This is a genomic window from Achromobacter sp. 1L-A-4-B-C2 (assembly GCF_057291955.1).
Genome location: NZ_JBXAWP010000001.1, coordinates 1,083,830 through 1,099,100 on the forward strand (window position 1 = coordinate 1,083,830; position 15,271 = coordinate 1,099,100).

15 protein-coding genes are annotated in these 15,271 nt (G+C 62.4%); 7 read left to right on the plus strand and 8 right to left on the minus strand.

All coding sequences use genetic code 11. The features are described from left to right. Positions 1-42: 42 nt before the first annotated feature. Both AC0Z35_RS04940 and AC0Z35_RS04945 read right to left on the minus strand, forming a co-directional pair. On the minus strand, positions 43-1,026 hold the full coding sequence (locus tag AC0Z35_RS04940) for a hypothetical protein (protein ID WP_485131193.1): 984 nt from the start codon (positions 1,024-1,026) through the stop codon (positions 43-45). 87 nt (positions 1,027-1,113) lie between these two features. After that, positions 1,114-1,860 carry a lysozyme inhibitor LprI family protein gene (locus AC0Z35_RS04945; RefSeq protein ID WP_485131192.1) on the minus strand — a complete coding sequence of 249 codons (747 nt, stop codon included), beginning with the start codon at positions 1,858-1,860 and terminating at the stop codon, positions 1,114-1,116. 485 nt (positions 1,861-2,345) lie between these two features. Here AC0Z35_RS04945 and AC0Z35_RS04950 point away from each other — a divergent pair, with 485 nt between their 5' ends. Then, the gene (locus AC0Z35_RS04950) at positions 2,346-2,996 is read left to right on the plus strand and encodes an imm11 family protein (RefSeq protein WP_485131191.1); all 651 of its coding nucleotides are present in this window, start codon (positions 2,346-2,348) and stop codon (positions 2,994-2,996) included. A gap of 302 nt (positions 2,997-3,298) precedes the next feature. Here AC0Z35_RS04950 and AC0Z35_RS04955 read toward each other — a convergent pair whose 3' ends face one another. From AC0Z35_RS04955 to AC0Z35_RS04970, 4 genes are all read right to left on the minus strand, one after another. Beyond that, entirely contained in the window at positions 3,299-4,039 is a 741-nt protein-coding gene (locus AC0Z35_RS04955; RefSeq protein ID WP_046803291.1) for an amino acid ABC transporter ATP-binding protein, read from the minus strand. Positions 4,040-4,099: 60 nt separating this feature from the next. Beyond that, positions 4,100-5,200, minus strand: a complete 1,101-nt coding sequence (locus AC0Z35_RS04960; protein ID WP_219991277.1) for an amino acid ABC transporter permease — start codon at positions 5,198-5,200, stop codon at positions 4,100-4,102. Position 5,201: 1 nt separating this feature from the next. Beyond that, the gene (locus AC0Z35_RS04965) at positions 5,202-6,392 is read right to left on the minus strand and encodes an amino acid ABC transporter permease (protein ID WP_046803356.1); all 1,191 of its coding nucleotides are present in this window, start codon (positions 6,390-6,392) and stop codon (positions 5,202-5,204) included. 130 nt (positions 6,393-6,522) lie between these two features. Continuing rightward, positions 6,523-7,539 (minus strand): amino acid ABC transporter substrate-binding protein, encoded by a 1,017-nt coding sequence (locus tag AC0Z35_RS04970; RefSeq protein ID WP_046803289.1) that lies wholly within the window; start codon positions 7,537-7,539, stop codon positions 6,523-6,525. A gap of 325 nt (positions 7,540-7,864) precedes the next feature. Here AC0Z35_RS04970 and AC0Z35_RS04975 point away from each other — a divergent pair, with 325 nt between their 5' ends. The 6 genes from AC0Z35_RS04975 (at position 7,865) to AC0Z35_RS05000 (ending at position 13,333) form a co-directional block, all read left to right on the plus strand. Then, the gene (locus tag AC0Z35_RS04975; protein WP_485131190.1) at positions 7,865-8,623 is read left to right on the plus strand and encodes a cell division ATP-binding protein FtsE; all 759 of its coding nucleotides are present in this window, start codon (positions 7,865-7,867) and stop codon (positions 8,621-8,623) included. Then, a complete protein-coding gene (locus AC0Z35_RS04980) occupies positions 8,620-9,528 on the plus strand; it encodes a cell division protein FtsX (protein ID WP_319302303.1) in 909 nt (302 codons plus the stop codon). The genes AC0Z35_RS04975 and AC0Z35_RS04980 overlap by 4 nt, the downstream gene beginning before the upstream one ends. A 339-nt stretch (positions 9,529-9,867) precedes the next feature. After that, positions 9,868-10,647 carry a chemoreceptor glutamine deamidase CheD gene (gene cheD, locus AC0Z35_RS04985; RefSeq protein ID WP_046803286.1) on the plus strand — a complete coding sequence of 260 codons (780 nt, stop codon included), beginning with the start codon at positions 9,868-9,870 and terminating at the stop codon, positions 10,645-10,647. 107 nt (positions 10,648-10,754) lie between these two features. Then, a complete protein-coding gene (gene thpR / locus AC0Z35_RS04990) occupies positions 10,755-11,309 on the plus strand; it encodes an RNA 2',3'-cyclic phosphodiesterase (protein ID WP_485131189.1) in 555 nt (184 codons plus the stop codon). 44 nt (positions 11,310-11,353) lie between these two features. After that, on the plus strand, positions 11,354-11,914 hold the full coding sequence (locus AC0Z35_RS04995) for a 5'-3'-deoxyribonucleotidase (RefSeq protein ID WP_046803284.1): 561 nt from the start codon (positions 11,354-11,356) through the stop codon (positions 11,912-11,914). 81 nt (positions 11,915-11,995) lie between these two features. Then, entirely contained in the window at positions 11,996-13,333 is a 1,338-nt protein-coding gene (locus tag AC0Z35_RS05000) for an NAD(P)H-dependent oxidoreductase (protein ID WP_104141705.1), read from the plus strand. Positions 13,334-13,399: 66 nt separating this feature from the next. On the opposite strand, the gene AC0Z35_RS05005 is transcribed toward AC0Z35_RS05000, so the two are convergent. Continuing rightward, complete coding sequence (locus tag AC0Z35_RS05005; protein WP_046803355.1) at positions 13,400-14,146, minus strand: FadR/GntR family transcriptional regulator; 747 nt, start codon at positions 14,144-14,146, stop codon at positions 13,400-13,402. A gap of 37 nt (positions 14,147-14,183) precedes the next feature. Next, on the minus strand, positions 14,184-14,921 hold the full coding sequence (locus AC0Z35_RS05010; RefSeq protein WP_046803282.1) for an SDR family NAD(P)-dependent oxidoreductase: 738 nt from the start codon (positions 14,919-14,921) through the stop codon (positions 14,184-14,186). Between the last annotated feature and the right edge of the window lie 350 nt (positions 14,922-15,271).

Consider the following 15,271-nt stretch of genomic DNA (forward strand, 5'->3'; position numbering starts at 1 on the left):
GCGAAAGACCTCGGTACGCTCGGGCTCGTCGTCGCGAACATCTTATTCGACAGTTAATAGACTGACTTGGCTCCCTGCTTCCGAACAGATGCGGGCCAGTTCGCTGTGCGTCGCCGGGTTACAGTTGTCGACGATTAGGATCGCGCGTCGTCTTGCGATCACCAACTGGCGCGCCATGTCCCGTGCTGTCGGGTCAGTCTCCGCCGAATAGTCGGTATAGACGGCTAACCCCGGATCGAGCGGCTCCTCGCCCACACCTTCCTCGAACAGTGCCTGCACGAGACGAGTCTTTCCGAGGCCGGACAAGCCGATCAACCGGATACATTGGCGAGCTTTGGTCAGAGAGACGCGAAGCCGGGCGATACCCTCGCCGATGGTGAGTTGCTCGCGGTCGCTCGTTCTTTCATCGGTTAGGCAGGCCTTCTCGTTGAAGAGATAGGGCGTCTCCTCGCTCACGCCGACGCCGTACCAATCGCCGATGCTGCTCCAGCCCGACATACCGATGCCGAGCCGCGTGCGGACCCAAGCGGCGATTCCGGGATAGTGATTGACCCATGTCGCCAGCCGGTCGCGATCGTAGAAGTCGCTATGCAACTGCCCGGCCTCAGGCAGATCGTCGAGCTGCGCCCGGATCGCATCGCGACGATCGCTCAGCGGCTTGTCTGCGACCGATCCTTGCGCGCTGACTATGATGTAGGCGCCGGAGCGAACGGCGAGTTCGGCGATGACCGGCCGTAGTACGCCGCGAGGACGCATCTCATCGCGGATTGCGCTCGCCGGCATGTCGGGCTTTTTTACCTGAAACCCTGTGTGCTGGCGCGGCACGAAATCCGGCCTCGGCAGTGCGGACGGGCACTCGACCCGGACATCAAGCCCGCCATCGGCCGCATCCTGATTGCCGCCAGAGGTTACCGACGAACTGGGGCAACCCTGCGCCCGCAATTCTGCCGAGGCGAGACGTGCGACGAGTGTTCGCAGATCGGCGTCATTGAGGTCGGCGACTTGTGCGCCAGTAATTTCGAACATCGTTCTTCAACCCTTTAACAATGGTGTCAGCCCACGATTTCGATATGCCCCGCATACAAAATCACGGATAAGCCCGGGCGCTTACCGTCAACCGCCATAGCATTGCGCGTAAATAAAGTCGACCAGGCGCTTGTCTGAGGCATCCTGTGGCGTGGACGGCTCGACTTGGAAATGCCCGAACATATCGTCGTTGCAGATCCGCACGTTCTTGCGCTGCGTACCTTCCTGCAATACGCAGGAGCCGCCAAAACTGTGATTACTCCCGGCGACGCCAACCGGTAGATCAATCAGCCGGCTACAACCAATGATCCGGCCGTTTTGCTTCTGATGCGCCAACGATTGGTTGAACGATTCAACACGGGAGTTGGGATCACGAATCGGCACAACATTCACGCATTCGCCACTAACGGTTTGGTTGCCCGGCAGCTTGCAGTCTGAGTACAGCTCGCCATTGGCAATATGTTCCTCATTACGCGCCAGCATGGCGATGCGGGCTGTGTATGTTTGCTGCAGGCAGGCGCTGTCTTCACAAATGTCACGAGCGTATTTGATCCAGTTGCGCTGTTCTTTAGCCAACTCTTTCTTGCCATAGGCATCGGTTGCGGCTAGTGCTGTTTCATAGGCGCCTTGCAATTTTCCATCCAGCGCGGATGTCTCGGCATCGCTACAGATCAACCTTTCCGTAATGCCCGCGGCCTTGTTGCAATCAAAACTAGCGGCTTGGGCGCTAGCCCATAACGTTGCAAGGCCCAACGTAAAGAGAAGCTTCATCGCAGGTGTATACCGAGTCTTCGGTGCGTAAGCGGGCGGGCGTGTTGAATGCGGCTGGGTCATGATCCTATCTTCTCAAGTTTTATGTCGATGATGTCTTGCGTACAGCACAACACATCTCCCTCGTGACACGTCAAATCAGCTGAACTGGGCTTATGCACATCTCTGGGCTTGTGATCTTGTCGCAGGACCATCAGAGGCATTCTTATTCCCAATACCCGGCTCAGTTTTTAACAGATCTAAGCGGACGCCTGTGCCTTTAGCAACTAAAGCGGCGGCTCCATCACAATCATCTCGGATGATCCTTCATTAACGTCGCTTATGAAGTTCATTCAACTTGAGATTTCGTTCGCTGAAGTTGGCATGGTCTGGTACAGCCTGCAATACAAGAGCTTGGTCCGATGCTCGTCCGCTCCTGGCCGAAAACCGCCAAGCGGATCAAGTATCACAGGCAGCATTTCGACGGAACTTGTGGCTGCGTTAAAGCCCCGTTAGCATCGGCGCACCTGCATTCCCGTTCTGCGCCCACATCCATGATGGAACCCACCGTGACCGAACCCACCGCCATTGAAGTGTCAGGCGAAGCCGCATCGCATAAGGGAAAATTTTTCCTGATCGATGCCAGCTTCTTGGGAAACGGCAGGGTTCCCGGCATAGAAATTGGCAACGAACAGAAGCTGATCGATCCGGGGATGAATGTCGTCTCGCGTCCGAATGGAATGCCAGATCAGTATCCGGAGCGTCCGCACCTGGTTCATGTACCGGAGAAAGGCGGAATGCCACGCGATCTGGAAGAGCTCGCTGGCCTATGGATTGTGTCGGAGCCGTTGAAGCAACTGTTTGAGCAATTGGACGCCGAGGCGTTTGCCTTTGTGGCATGCGACTTCAGCCTTGCTGACGGCAGCCCCGGTCCTCAGTACTACCTTGGGAATGTGCTGCGCACACTCGACGCCCTGGATGAAGCCGCTTCGCGCGTGAGGATCAAGCTCGACCGCAATTATCAGACAGGCCAGGACGAGAAGCTCTATAGCCTCGTTGGCGGAGCCAGCTTGGTGTTCAAACAGGATGTTGTGGGAGACGCCCATATCTTCCGCCAGGATCGCATGGGAGCCCCTCCTATCTGCGACCGCGCGATGTTTGATGCATTGAGTGCGGCCAACTTCTCCGGCGTACGGCTGCGCGATGTAGCCGATATTTAGAGCTGACACGGGAGCGGAGGCTTATGGCCGCTGCGCGGCCACAAGCGGCCCTAAGCGGCAAGGTAAGCGGCCAGGCTCGGATGTCGGTGCGGTGACGCGTATGCTCGCTCCTGGCCGAAACCGCCCGCATATCGAAATGCCGCAGCGCTACACACTACGCCCCGAACGCATCGAACACCCGCCGACCCCACCCGCGCTTCATCAGCCCCCGCATACCACCCCAAAAAAAACACCCCAACAGTCGGACCAAAATCCGATTCTTGGGGCGCTTACCTCAAACGACTTTTCTAATCTTCAGCCGATCAATGCAAGATCTGGCTCAAGAACAGTTTCGTCCGTTCGTTCTGCGGATTATCGAAAAATTCATCCGGGTTGTTCTGTTCGATGATCTCGCCACGGTCCATGAAAATGACGCGGTTGGCGACCTTGCGGGCGAAGCCCATTTCGTGGGTTACGCAGATCATCGTCATGCCGCTTTCCTGGGCCAGCGACACCATTACGTCCAGCACTTCCTTGACCATTTCGGGGTCAAGCGCCGAAGTGGGCTCATCGAACAGCATGATCTTGGGGTTCATGCACAGCGACCGGGCGATGGCCACGCGCTGTTGCTGGCCGCCTGACAGCTGGCCGGGGAATTTCTTGGCCTGTTCCGGAATGCGTACGCGTTCCAGGTACTTCATGGCCGTGGCTTCGGCTTCCGCGCGCGGCTTCTTCAGTACCCACATGGGGCCCAGCGTCAGGTTTTCGAGCACGGTCAGGTGCGGGAACAAGTTGAAGTGCTGGAACACCATGCCGACGTCCTTGCGGATCGTCTCGATGTGCTTCAGGTCATTTGTCAGCTCCGTGCCGTCCACAATGATGTGGCCTTTCTGGTGCTCTTCCAGACGGTTGATGCAGCGGATCATCGTGGACTTGCCCGACCCCGAAGGGCCGCACACCACGATGCGCTCGCCTTGCGCCACGTCCAGATTGATATTGCGCAACACGTGGAACTGCCCGTACCACTTGTTCACGTCCTGCATACGAATAATGGCATCCGACATGCCTGTACTCCCGTAAATATCGCTGTGCGCGCCCACCGGCAGGCGGGCGCGCGCCAGTGGCTAGCGTTTGTGATCAGTCGCAAGACGTTTTTCAAGCGCCTGACTGTACTTGGACATGGAAAAGCAGAACACGAAGTAGATCGCCGAGATAAACAGGTAGGCCTCTACGCCGAATCCGCGCCATGCCGCATCCGACAAAGCCGCCTTGGCTGCCAGCGTCAAATCGAAGATACCGATGATGACGACCAGCGACGTGTCTTTGAACAGCGCAATGAAAATGCTGACCAGCGGCGGAATCACGATTTTCAGCGCCTGCGGCAAGATGATCTTGCGCATCTGCTGCCAGTAGTTCAGGCCCAGCGAATCGGCGCCTTCGTACTGCCCTTTCGGGATCGCCTGCAAGCCGCCACGCACCGTTTCCGCGATGTAGGCCGCGGCGAACATGATGATGGCGATCTGCGCGCGCAGTAGCTTGTCGATCGAAAAGCCTTCCGGCAGGAACAAGGGCAGCATCACCGACGACATGAACAGCAGGCTGATCAGCGGCACGCCACGAATCAGCTCGATGTACACAACGCACAGCGCCTTGATGGCGGGCATCTTCGAGCGCCGGCCCAGGGCCAGCAGCACGCCGATGGGGAACGCAAAGGCGATGCCGAACGTGGACAGGATCAGCGTCAGCGGCAGGCCGCCCCAGCGGGCGTTTTCGACGTAGGTCAGGCCGAACACGCCGCCCCACATCAACAGCGCCACGGCGGTCAGGCCGACGGTCCAGATCACTGCCAGCTTCCAGTTCCAGAAACGACGGATGCCGCTGCAAACAATGACCGCCACCAGGATGATGGTGGCGATCAGCGGACGCCATTGCTCGTCGAACGGGTACGTGCCGAACAGGATTAGCCGGTGCTTCTCGATGATGAACGCCCAGCAGGCGCCACCGGAAGCGCGGCATTCCTGGGCGTTGGCGGCGTTGAAGTCGGCCTTGAAGAACGCCCATTCCAGCAGCGCCGGCACCGACATCAACAGGAACCACGCCAGCAGTACCGTGATCAGGATGTTCAGCGGCGACGAGAAAAGACGGGATCTTAGCCAGGGCCACGCGCCCACGTGGGTGCTGGGCGGCGGCATGGCTTCGGTGGGGGTATGCGTAGTGCTGCTCATCTCAACGCTCCACCAGCGCGATGCGCTTGTTGTACCAGTTCATGAATATCGAGATCGACAGGCTGACCGTCAGGTACGCGCCCATGATGATGAGGATGCCCTCGATGGCCTGGCCCGTCTGGTTCAGCGTGGTGTTCACGACCGACACGATGTCGGGGTAGCCGATGGCGACCGCCAGCGAGCTGTTCTTGGTCAGGTTCAGGTACTGGCTGGTCATCGGCGGGATGATCACGCGCAGCGCCTGCGGCAGGATGACCAGGCGCAGCACCTTGGCGCGTGGCAAACCCAGCGAACCGGCGGCTTCCCATTGGCCGTTGTTGACGGCCTGGATGCCCGAGCGCACCACTTCGGCAATGAACGCCGACGTGTAGATCACCAGGCCCGCCAGCAACGCGGCGAATTCCGGCGACAGCGTCAAGCCACCCGAGAAGTTAAAGCCCTTCAACGCCGGCATGTCCAGCGTCAACGACGCGCCGCTGACCAGCCAGCCGATGAACGGCAGGCCGATGAGCAGACCGATGGCCCAGCGGCCCAGCGGGAACATGTGGCCGGTGGCTTCGTGGCGCTTCTTGCCGTAGTGGCCAAGAAAGATGATCGCGACGATGGCAAGGCCCAGGCCCGCCAGCATCCAGTCCAGCGAGTTGCCTTCCAGGCCGGGCACTTTCAGGCCCCGGTTGGAGATGAACACGCCGGGAAGCGGGTTGTGCGCCTGGCGCGGACCCGGCATGTTTTCCGTGATCAGCGCGTACCAGAAGAACAGTTGCAGCAAGAGCGGCACGTTGCGCATCACTTCGACGTAAACCGAGGTGATCTTGGCGACGAGCCAGTTCTTGGACAAGCGGCCGATACCGATCAGGGTACCGAGGATGGTGGCCAGCACGATGCCGATGACGGCAACGCGTAGCGTGTTGAGCAGGCCGACCAGGATGGCGCGGCCGTAATCATTGGCGGGGGTGTAGGCGATGGCGGTTTCACCGATCGCAAACCCGGCTTCACGGCTTAGAAAACCGAAGCCCGTGGCGATGTTGCGCACGGACAGGTTATGCAGCGTGTTGGAAACCAGGAACCACACGGCCCAGGCTACCGCGGCCAGCGCAAGCACCTGGTAGACCACGGAGCGCACTCCGGGATCATTCCAGTTCAGCCGCCGGCGAGGAGCCGAAATTGGGGCGTTTCTATTGGAAGTCGTCATGATGAATCTACAGAAGTCGTACACCGGGTGGCAACGCCGGCAAGGCCACGCCCCCCACTCCTGCCGCCCGCTCGGTGGCGGGCTAGGCAAAACGGAGCGCTAAGGCTCCGTTTTGCCGGGCAGCCGTGTGTTAGCGCACCGGCCAGCCGTACATCAAACCGCCTTGCTTGTACGACGCGTTCAAACCACGCTCCAGCTTCATCGCGCTGTTCTTGCCCAGCGTGTTTTCGAAGCTTTCACCGTAGTTGCCCACGTTCTTGATGATGTTGTAGGCCCACTTGTCGTCCACGCCCAGGTTCTTGCCCATGCCCGGGGTCACGCCCAGGATGCGCTGGATGTTGGGGTTGGGGCTCTTGGTCATTTCATCGACGTTGGCCTTGGTGATGCCGTATTCCTCGGCTTCCAGCATGGCGTTCAGCGACCAGCGCACGACGTTGAACCATTGCTCGTCGCCCTGGCGGACCATGGGGCCCAGCGGCTCCTTGGAGAAGTCTTCCGGCAGGATGACGTACTTGTCCGGGTTCTCGAGCGTGGTGCGCGTCGAAGCCAGTTGCGACTTGTCGGTCGTGAAGGCGTCGCAGCGGCCGGCCGAGAAGGCGCGGATGATTTCGTCGTACTTGTCGATCACGACCGGCTTGAATTCGATTTTCTGACCGCGGAACCAGTCAGCCAGGTTCAGTTCGGTGGTCGTGCCCGGCTGCACGCAGATGGTGGCGCCGTTCAGTTCCTTGGCGCTCTTGACGTTCAGGTCCTTGGAGACCATGACGCCTTGCGAGTCGTAGTAGTTCACGCCCACGCCGATCAGGCCCAGCGTCGTGTCGCGGGTCAGCGTCACGGTGGTGTTGCGGGTCAGCACGTCGACTTCGCCCGATTGCAGCGCGGTGAAGCGTTGCTGCGTGTTCAGGGGCGTGAACTTGACCTTGGTGGCGTCGCCGAACATGGTCGAGGCGATGGCGCGGCACATGTCCACGTCGATGCCCTTGTATTCGCCCTTGCTGTCAGCAATCGAAAAACCCGGAATGCCCGTTGAAACCCCGCATTGGACAAACCCTTTCTTTTTAACGTTATCGAAGGTCGCGCCCGCATTGGCAGCCGAGGATGCGGCAAACAGTGCAGCGCCAATTGCAGCGAGTTTCAGTACTTTCATCGTGATCTCCGTGTGGGACAAATCGAGCCTTGCATCGACCGGGTTGGGCCGACGCATGGGGCGGATGGTAGCGTCCACGCAGCGGCCGGCACATCCGGGAATTCCCTTGAAATTTAGGGACACTGGCGAAATCAATCGGCGTTTTCGTTCGAAAACGGGGACGCCTTTTTTCGATTGCACAGGGTCCGAAGATGCGTTTGTTTCGTTCTGCTCAAAACGTGTCCATCCGGTCACACCGAAACGCTTTTTCACAGCCCGGGCACGAATCGGCTTACGCCCCGATCCTGTCCCCGAGTTACTATTGCGGCTTCATCCGACAGCCGCCATGATCGAATTCCAGCACGTATTCAAATCATATGGTCGCGGCCGAAATATCCTGGCCGACATCAACTTCCGCGTGAGCGCGGGAGAATTCGTTTTCGTATCCGGGCCGTCAGGCGCCGGTAAATCCACGCTGCTCAAGTTGATCGGCGGGTTGGAGCCCGCCAGCCGCGGGTCCATCCAGGTCAACGGGCAAAGGCTGGACAAGCTGCCTGCCCGTGCGCGCCCTTACCTGCGCCGCGCCGTGGGCGTCATCTTGCAGGACACGCACCTGCTGTTCGATCGCAGCGCGTTCGAAAACGTGATGCTGCCGCTGGCGGTGCAGGGTCACCCCTGGGATTCGGCCGCCGCGCGCGCCCGCGCCGCGCTGGACAAGGTGGGCTTGTCGGGTAAAGAAGACCTGAACCCCATTGAATTGTCCGGCGGTGAACAGCAGCGGCTGGCGATTGCGCGGGCCATCGTGAACCGGCCCGCCATCCTGATCGCCGACGAACCCACCGCCAACCTTGACCATGACAACGCGCAGCGCATCATGAACGTGTTTCGCGATTTCAACCGCGTGGGCGTCACGACGCTGATCGCTTCGCACGACCAGGAACTGATGGCGCGCTACGCCACGCGCACGCTGCGCATTGACCCGGGCAAGTTCGCCGATTCGCACGGCCCGTCGCAACCGCCCGACGCCGGGCAACCCACCGCCGCCACGCCGCGCACCGGCAGCCGCGCCGAGCCGGGCATGGGCTTTCCGGGAGAACCGGCATGAACGCCTGGCTGCGGCAACACCGCTATGCGTTGATGGTCACCGTGCGACGTCTGGCCAAACAACCTTTTTCGTCATTGGCCAACCTGCTGGTGATGGCGCTGGCGCTGGCTTTGCCCTTGCTGGGCAGCGCCATCCTGGTGTCCGTGCAACCGGTGGCGCGCGAAATGTCCGTCACGCCCGAAGTCACCGTGTTCATGCGCGTGGACGCCCCCGCCGGCGCGGCCGCCGATGTGGCCAAGCGCATCAAGGACGACTACCAGGCCGACGTGCGCGCGGTGCGCGTGGTGGGGCGCGACGCCGCCCTTGCCGACCTGCGCGCCAACCCGGCGTGGCAGCAGGCGCTGGCCGTCCTGCCCGGCAACCCGCTGCCGGACGCCGTGGTCGTCACGCTGGCCGACGGCGACAACCTGGCCGGACGCGCCGACAAACTGGCCGCCGACTGGAAGCAATGGAACCACGTTGACCTGGTGCAGCTTGATAGCGCCTGGGTGCAGCGGCTGGAGGCCATTCTGCGCTTTGCCCGTATCGGCCTGGGCTTTTTGGCCGCCTGCGTGGCCGTGGTGGTGCTGGCCACGGTGTTCAACACCGTGCGCATGCAAGCGCTGTCGCAACGCGAGGAAATCGGCGTCGCCCGGCTGGTTGGGGCCACGGAATCCTTCGTGCGGCGCCCGTTCCTGTACCTGGGCGCACTGTCCGGCGCCGTGGCGTCGCTGCTGGCGATCGGCGTATCGGCCATCGCCCTGTCTCCCTTGAACGAGGCGCTGCTGGGGCTGGCCCGCAGCTACGGCGCCGAGTTCGCGCTGCACCTGCCCGGCACGCCGGTGCTGGTGGCTGCCGTGGTGGCTTCGGCCGCACTGGGCGCCTTGTCGGCGCGTTGGTCGGTTACGCGCAGCACCCGGTTCTAAAACCGCCCTGCCCAATCTCTAAAGCTACGTATAAAGCCGGAACGTCCCCGTGATCCGGGGAAAGACCGCGCGCGCGCCTGTGTACGATGATTTCCAGGCGTCGTTGCTGACGCCCGCCCGCGCCGCGGCGTCATACGCGTCGTGGCGGGTCGCCGCCATGGAGGCAAAGCGCGTTATGAATCAGGGACGTATCGTTCGCCACCGTTACAAGCATTTCCCCCGTTGTCTCGCGGGATATGTAAGAATAAAGCGAAATTTTTCTATACTTTTTGAAACATTCAACGTTTTGCCGAGCACCGTCCTTCGTGTCCCAATCGCCGTTCTTGCCTGATAAGTCCCATGGTCGCCCGTCTTGAAGCCCGTGCAACGCGCCACTATTTCGATAGCGCGTTCCAGTGTCAGGCGGTGAAGGTACTCCCCAACGAGTACTACGTCACCGACGAAGACCTGATGATTTCGACCGTACTCGGGTCGTGTGTTGCCGCCTGTATTCACGATCCGGTTACCGGCGTGGGCGGCATGAACCACTTCATGTTGCCGGAAGGCGACATGCAGTCGCCCGCCTCGGCGACGATGCGCTACGGCGCGTTCGCCATGGAAGTGCTGATCAACGAATTGCTCAAGGCCGGCGCCGTGCGCGACCGCCTGGAAGCCAAGGTGTTCGGCGGCGGCGCGGTGCTTAGCGCCATGCAGCAAATGAACATCGGCGAACGCAACGCCATCTTCGTCTTGAACTATCTGAAGATGGAAGGCATTCCGGTCAAGGGCAAGGATCTGGGCGACGTGCACGCGCGCCGCATCAATTACTTTCCCCGCGATGGCCGCGTGATGGTGCGCAAGATGGCGCCGCACCACCAGCGCGCCGAAGAAATCATCGCCAAGCGCGAACAGGCCGCCGCTCAAAGCGTGCAAGCCAAGACGCAAACCCCGCAACGCGTGGAACGCTTCACCCGCCCAGGCGTCGAGCGCTTCGATGCGCCCGCCCGACCGGGGGTGGAACGATTCGACAAGCCGGCGCGACCCGGCGTGGAACGTTTTGATCGCCCGGCGCGCCCGGGCGTCGAACGCTTCGACACCGCGCTGTCGCGCCTGCGCAAGTCGGAAAACACCGGCAGCTGAGCCATCGCCCGACGCCCGTCCGGAAGCGCGCCGGGAACGGCGCGGAGCGAACTGCACGGAACGAACTGCGGACGACGAACCGCAGACGGCGCGCCTACAATCGGCGCATGTCCACCGTCCGCCTTTTCTACGCCCTGTGGCCGTCACCGCAACTGGCAGCATCGCTGGCCCAGTGGGCGCAAGCCGCCCGCCCCGCTTGCGGCGGCCGCGTCATGCGCACCGAGACGCTGCATCTGACCCTGGCGTTTCTGGGGCCGGTCGAGGCGCAATTGGCCGACACGCTGGCGGCCGCCACGCCCGGCTATGGCATCGCGCCGGGCGAGGTGCCGCTGGACCACCTGGGCGTCTTCCAGCGCCCGCGCATTCTGTGGGCCGGGCCGCGTGACACGCCGCCCGCGCTGCAAGCGGTGCACGACGATCTGTGGCAACGGTTGGCGGGCTACGGCCTTGCCAAGCCACCCCAACCCTTTCGCCCCCACGTCACGCTGCTGCGCAACATCGAACATGCGGAGCCGCCTCCGCGCCTGCCCGCCGACGCCGCTGATGGCGCCCGGACACCGCTGATCTGGCGCTATGACCGCCTGGTGCTGGTGGCTTCGGAGTCTCTGTCGGGCGGCAGCCGTTACCGGATCGTTGCCCAATCCCGGCCGCTGGACGCATAGCCGCGCTCTGGCACAATCGCTGGGTTGCAACCCCTGGGATCGCCATGATCATCCTGCTGGACCAAGACGGCGTGCTGGCCGATTTCGAACATGCGTTCATCGACGCCTGGCGCGTGCGCCATCCCGATATCGCCCCCATTGAATTCGAAGACCGCAAGTCCTTCCACATCCGCGAGGACTATCCGCCCGAACTTCGCGGCATGGCCGAAGCCATCTATACGGCGCCCGGCTTCATTCGCAACTTGCCGCCCGTGCCCGGCGCCCTGGAGGCCGTGCAGGAACTGCTGGCCTTGGGCATGGACGTGCGCATCTGCACGTCGCCGCTGTCGCAGTTTGAAAACTGCGTGGCCGAAAAGTACTTGTGGGTCGAAAAGAACCTGGGGCGCGACGCCACCGCCCGGCTGATCCTGACCAAGGACAAGACGCTGGTGCACGGCGACCTGCTGATCGACGACAAGCCGCATATCGAAGGCGCCGTGAAGCCGCGCTGGAAGCACATCCTGTTTGACGCGCCCTATAACCGCCAGGTCACCGACCGCCCTCGCGTTACCTGGAAAAACTGGCGCAACGTGCTGGCGGGCGAGCTCTATACGGCGGACGAATGAGTCCGGGCGGCTGCTGTTCAGCCGTCATGATTTAGGACTATTCTGTGTTGGCTGTACCCCCACCCCGGAGGAGCCCGCACCATGAATCTGTACCGTCTGCTCAAGCAGCGAGAAGCCGATCACAAGCCGTTGCGTGTTGCATTGCTGGGCGCCGGAAAGTTCGGCGCCATGTTCATGAGCCAGGCCCCTCGCACGCCGGGCATGCGACTGGTGGCGGTGGCGGATCTGGCGCCCGACCGCGCCCGCGCGGCACTGACCCGCGTAGGTTGGCCGGCCACCGCGCTCAATGCCGCCAGCACCAATGACGCCCTGAAAAACGGCAAGGTCTTCTTCAGCGACGACCCCCTGGCCGTCATTGCCAGCCCCGAGGTCGACATCGTCATCGACGCCACCGGGCAGGCCGCCGCCGGCATCACCCACGTGCTGGCCTGCTGCGAATACGGCAAGCACATCATCATGGTCAACGTCGAAGCCGACGCCCTGGCCGGCCCGCTGCTGGCGCGCCGCGCGCGCGAGGCGGGCATCGTCTATTCGCTGGCCTATGGCGACCAGCCCGCGCTGATCTGCGAGATGGTGGACTGGGCGCGCGCCGCCGGCTTTGAAGTCATGGCGGCGGGCAAAGGCACCAAGTACCTGCCGGAATTCCACACCTCGACACCCGACACCGTCTGGCCGTACTACGGCTTCACCGCCGAAATGGTGGCCGCCGGCGACTTCAACGCGCAGATGTTCAACAGCTTTCTGGACGGCACCAAAAGCGCCATCGAGATGGCGGCGGTGTCCAACGCCACGGGGCTCTTGCCGTCACCGTCCGGCCTGCACTTTCCGCCTTGCGGCGTGGACGATCTGGCGCGTGTGCTGCGCCCGCGCGAGGACGGCGGCATCCTGCATCACCGGGGTCAGGTGGAAGTCATTTCATCGCTGGAACGCGACGGCCGCCCGGTGTTTCGCGACCTGCGCTGGGGCGTGTACGTGACGCTGGCAGCCGACAGCGACTACGTGCGCCGCTGCTTCCAGGAATACGGGCTGGTCACCGACCCCAGCGGCAACTACACCGCCATGTACAAGCCGTATCACCTGATCGGCCTTGAGCTTGGCATCAGCGTGGCCAGCGTGGGCTTGCGGCGCGAACCCACCGGCGCGCCCGCCGGCTGGCACGGCGACGTCGTGGCCACTGCCAAGCGCGACTTGCAGGCCGGCCAGATCCTGGATGGCGAGGGTGGCTACACGGTGTACGGCCGGCTGATGCCGGCGCGCGATTCAGTCGAAGAAGGCTATCTGCCGCTGGGCTTGTCGCATCAGGTCAAGCTCAAGCATCCGGTGCGGCAGTCGCAGGCGATTCGCTGGCGCGACGTGGAATATGACGAGCGCTCGACGGCGGTGCAGTTCCGGCGCGAAATGGAGCAGACCTTCGCGTAGCGACGGCCGAAAAGGGTGGCCAGACACGGGCGAAGCCAGCGCCGTTGCGCGTCACCGCCGCGCCGCTTACACCGGCGCCGGGCGCTCGGCCTGGAACAAGCGAAGCCGGTCCGCCGCGTTGCGCAGATGCTGTTCGGCGGCGCGGCCGGCGGCGTCGGGGTCCGAGCCTTCGATGGCCACGAAAATGGCCTGGTGCTCGCTTTGCACGGCGGCCATCCGTTCGGCATAACGGCGCGCCGTGTTGTTGCGCGCGCTGCGGATCACGCGCCGCACATTCGCTTCCAGATAATCATTCAGCGACACCAGATGCGGGTTGTGCGTGGCCTGCACGATGGCCTGGTGAAACTGGTAGTCCTCTTCGTCGCCCAGCTTGTCGTTGATCAGCGCGTATTCCATGCCGACCAGCGCCTGGCGCATCTTCTTCAGGTCCTGATCGGTGCGCCGCTGCGCCGCGTAGCGCGCGGCCGTGACCTCGATGGACAACATCAATTCCAGGATGTGTTCCAGGTCTTCGGTGTCGCCGGGCGTGGGCGCGGCAATGCGAAACGCGTTGCGCTGGAAGTTGGGATCCACGAACACGCCGCTGCCCTGCTGCGACGTGATCAAGCCTTCGGATTTCAAGCGCGCCAAGGCCTCGCGCACCACCGCGCGGCTGACCGAATAGGTTTCGGTCAGCTGCTTTTCGGTGGGCAGGCGGTCGCCGGGGGCTAGCACGCCCTGGCGTATCTGTTCGGCCAACGCATCGCCCAAGGCCGCGGAAAGCGAGCTCTTGGGCGGGTTGCGCGGCGTGTCCTGATCGTGATTCGTCGACATGGGAAATCGGGAAAAGGTGATGGCGGCGTCCTTCACTTTAAGCGATGTAGATGCCGCCGTTGACCTGCATGACTTCGCCCGTCACGAAACCGGCCAGCGGGGAACACAGGAATGCGATGGATCCGGCGATTTCCTCGGCGGTGCCGAAGCGGCGCAGCGGCGTGCTTTCCAGCAGATGCGTGCCTTTCTGGCCGATCAGGTCGTGCGTCATGGACGTGGCGATGATGCCCGGAGCCACCGCGTTCACGCGGATCTGCGGCGCCAGTTCCAGCGCCAGGCTGCGCGTGAAGCTTTGCACCGCGCCCTTGGACGCGGAATAGGCCGCGTGCGCGTAGCTGCCGCGCTGCGCCGCCAACGAGGTCAGCAGCACGATGGACCCGTTGTGGCGCAGGTGGCGCTGGGCGGCGCGGCACACGTAGAACGTGCCGTCCAGGTTCACGCGCATCAGCGTGCGCCACGCCTCGTCGCTGGTGTCCTTGACCAGTTGTTCGGGATAGATGCCGGCGCAATGCACCAGATGGTCCAGCCCGCCAAAATGCTTGGCCGCCGCCTCGAACACGCGCTCGCATTCATGCGACACCGACACGTCCAGCGCATGTGTGTAGACGCGCTGGCCCGTCGGGTCCAGTTCGGCCGCGATCTCTTCCAACCGCGCGCCGTCGATATCCGTCAGCACCAGCCGGGCGCCATGGGCGGCCATCAGGCGCGCCGTTGCCAAGCCGATGCCATTGCCCGCGCCCGTGATCGCGGCCACCTGCCCTTCAAATGAAATCATCCTGTCTCCAGCGTGTGTAAGTGGGCGCGCCTTGTGTCTCGGCCGCCCCGGCACTGTGATTGAACTCCTCAATCCGCCGCTTGACACGAGAAAAACGCTTGCCCTATTATTTATCAGACAACTTAATAAAGTTACCTGACAACTTATCCGGAAAGCGTAAATCAAGTCGCGTTTTCAGGCAAGCCAGTCAGAAAAAACAAAGGCCGAAGCGCCGCAAAAACAGGACGGAGACAACAGGGCGGACACCCCCGGCAGCACGACGGTGTTCGTCCCCATCTTGCGATATCCCCTTCCCCGATTTGCTCGTTCACGGCCATGGAATAGGCGCCACCAAGCGCGCTTGCTAGGGC

Coding starts and splice junctions, on each gene's coding strand:
- AC0Z35_RS05005 (WP_046803355.1), bottom strand. CDS start 14,146: ATGTCGACGAATCACGATCAGGACACGCCGCGCAACCCGCCCAAGAGC.
- AC0Z35_RS04965 (WP_046803356.1), bottom strand. CDS start 6,392: ATGACGACTTCCAATAGAAACGCCCCAATTTCGGCTCCTCGCCGGCGG.
- AC0Z35_RS04970 (WP_046803289.1), bottom strand. CDS start 7,539: ATGAAAGTACTGAAACTCGCTGCAATTGGCGCTGCACTGTTTGCCGCA.
- AC0Z35_RS05010 (WP_046803282.1), bottom strand. CDS start 14,921: ATGATTTCATTTGAAGGGCAGGTGGCCGCGATCACGGGCGCGGGCAAT.
- cheD (WP_046803286.1), top strand. CDS start 9,868: ATGGTCGCCCGTCTTGAAGCCCGTGCAACGCGCCACTATTTCGATAGC.
- AC0Z35_RS04940 (WP_485131193.1), bottom strand. CDS start 1,026: ATGTTCGAAATTACTGGCGCACAAGTCGCCGACCTCAATGACGCCGAT.
- AC0Z35_RS04975 (WP_485131190.1), top strand. CDS start 7,865: ATGATCGAATTCCAGCACGTATTCAAATCATATGGTCGCGGCCGAAAT.
- AC0Z35_RS04945 (WP_485131192.1), bottom strand. CDS start 1,860: ATGACCCAGCCGCATTCAACACGCCCGCCCGCTTACGCACCGAAGACT.
- AC0Z35_RS04955 (WP_046803291.1), bottom strand. CDS start 4,039: ATGTCGGATGCCATTATTCGTATGCAGGACGTGAACAAGTGGTACGGG.
- thpR (WP_485131189.1), top strand. CDS start 10,755: ATGTCCACCGTCCGCCTTTTCTACGCCCTGTGGCCGTCACCGCAACTG.
- AC0Z35_RS04995 (WP_046803284.1), top strand. CDS start 11,354: ATGATCATCCTGCTGGACCAAGACGGCGTGCTGGCCGATTTCGAACAT.
- AC0Z35_RS04960 (WP_219991277.1), bottom strand. CDS start 5,200: ATGAGCAGCACTACGCATACCCCCACCGAAGCCATGCCGCCGCCCAGC.
- AC0Z35_RS04980 (WP_319302303.1), top strand. CDS start 8,620: ATGAACGCCTGGCTGCGGCAACACCGCTATGCGTTGATGGTCACCGTG.
- AC0Z35_RS05000 (WP_104141705.1), top strand. CDS start 11,996: ATGAATCTGTACCGTCTGCTCAAGCAGCGAGAAGCCGATCACAAGCCG.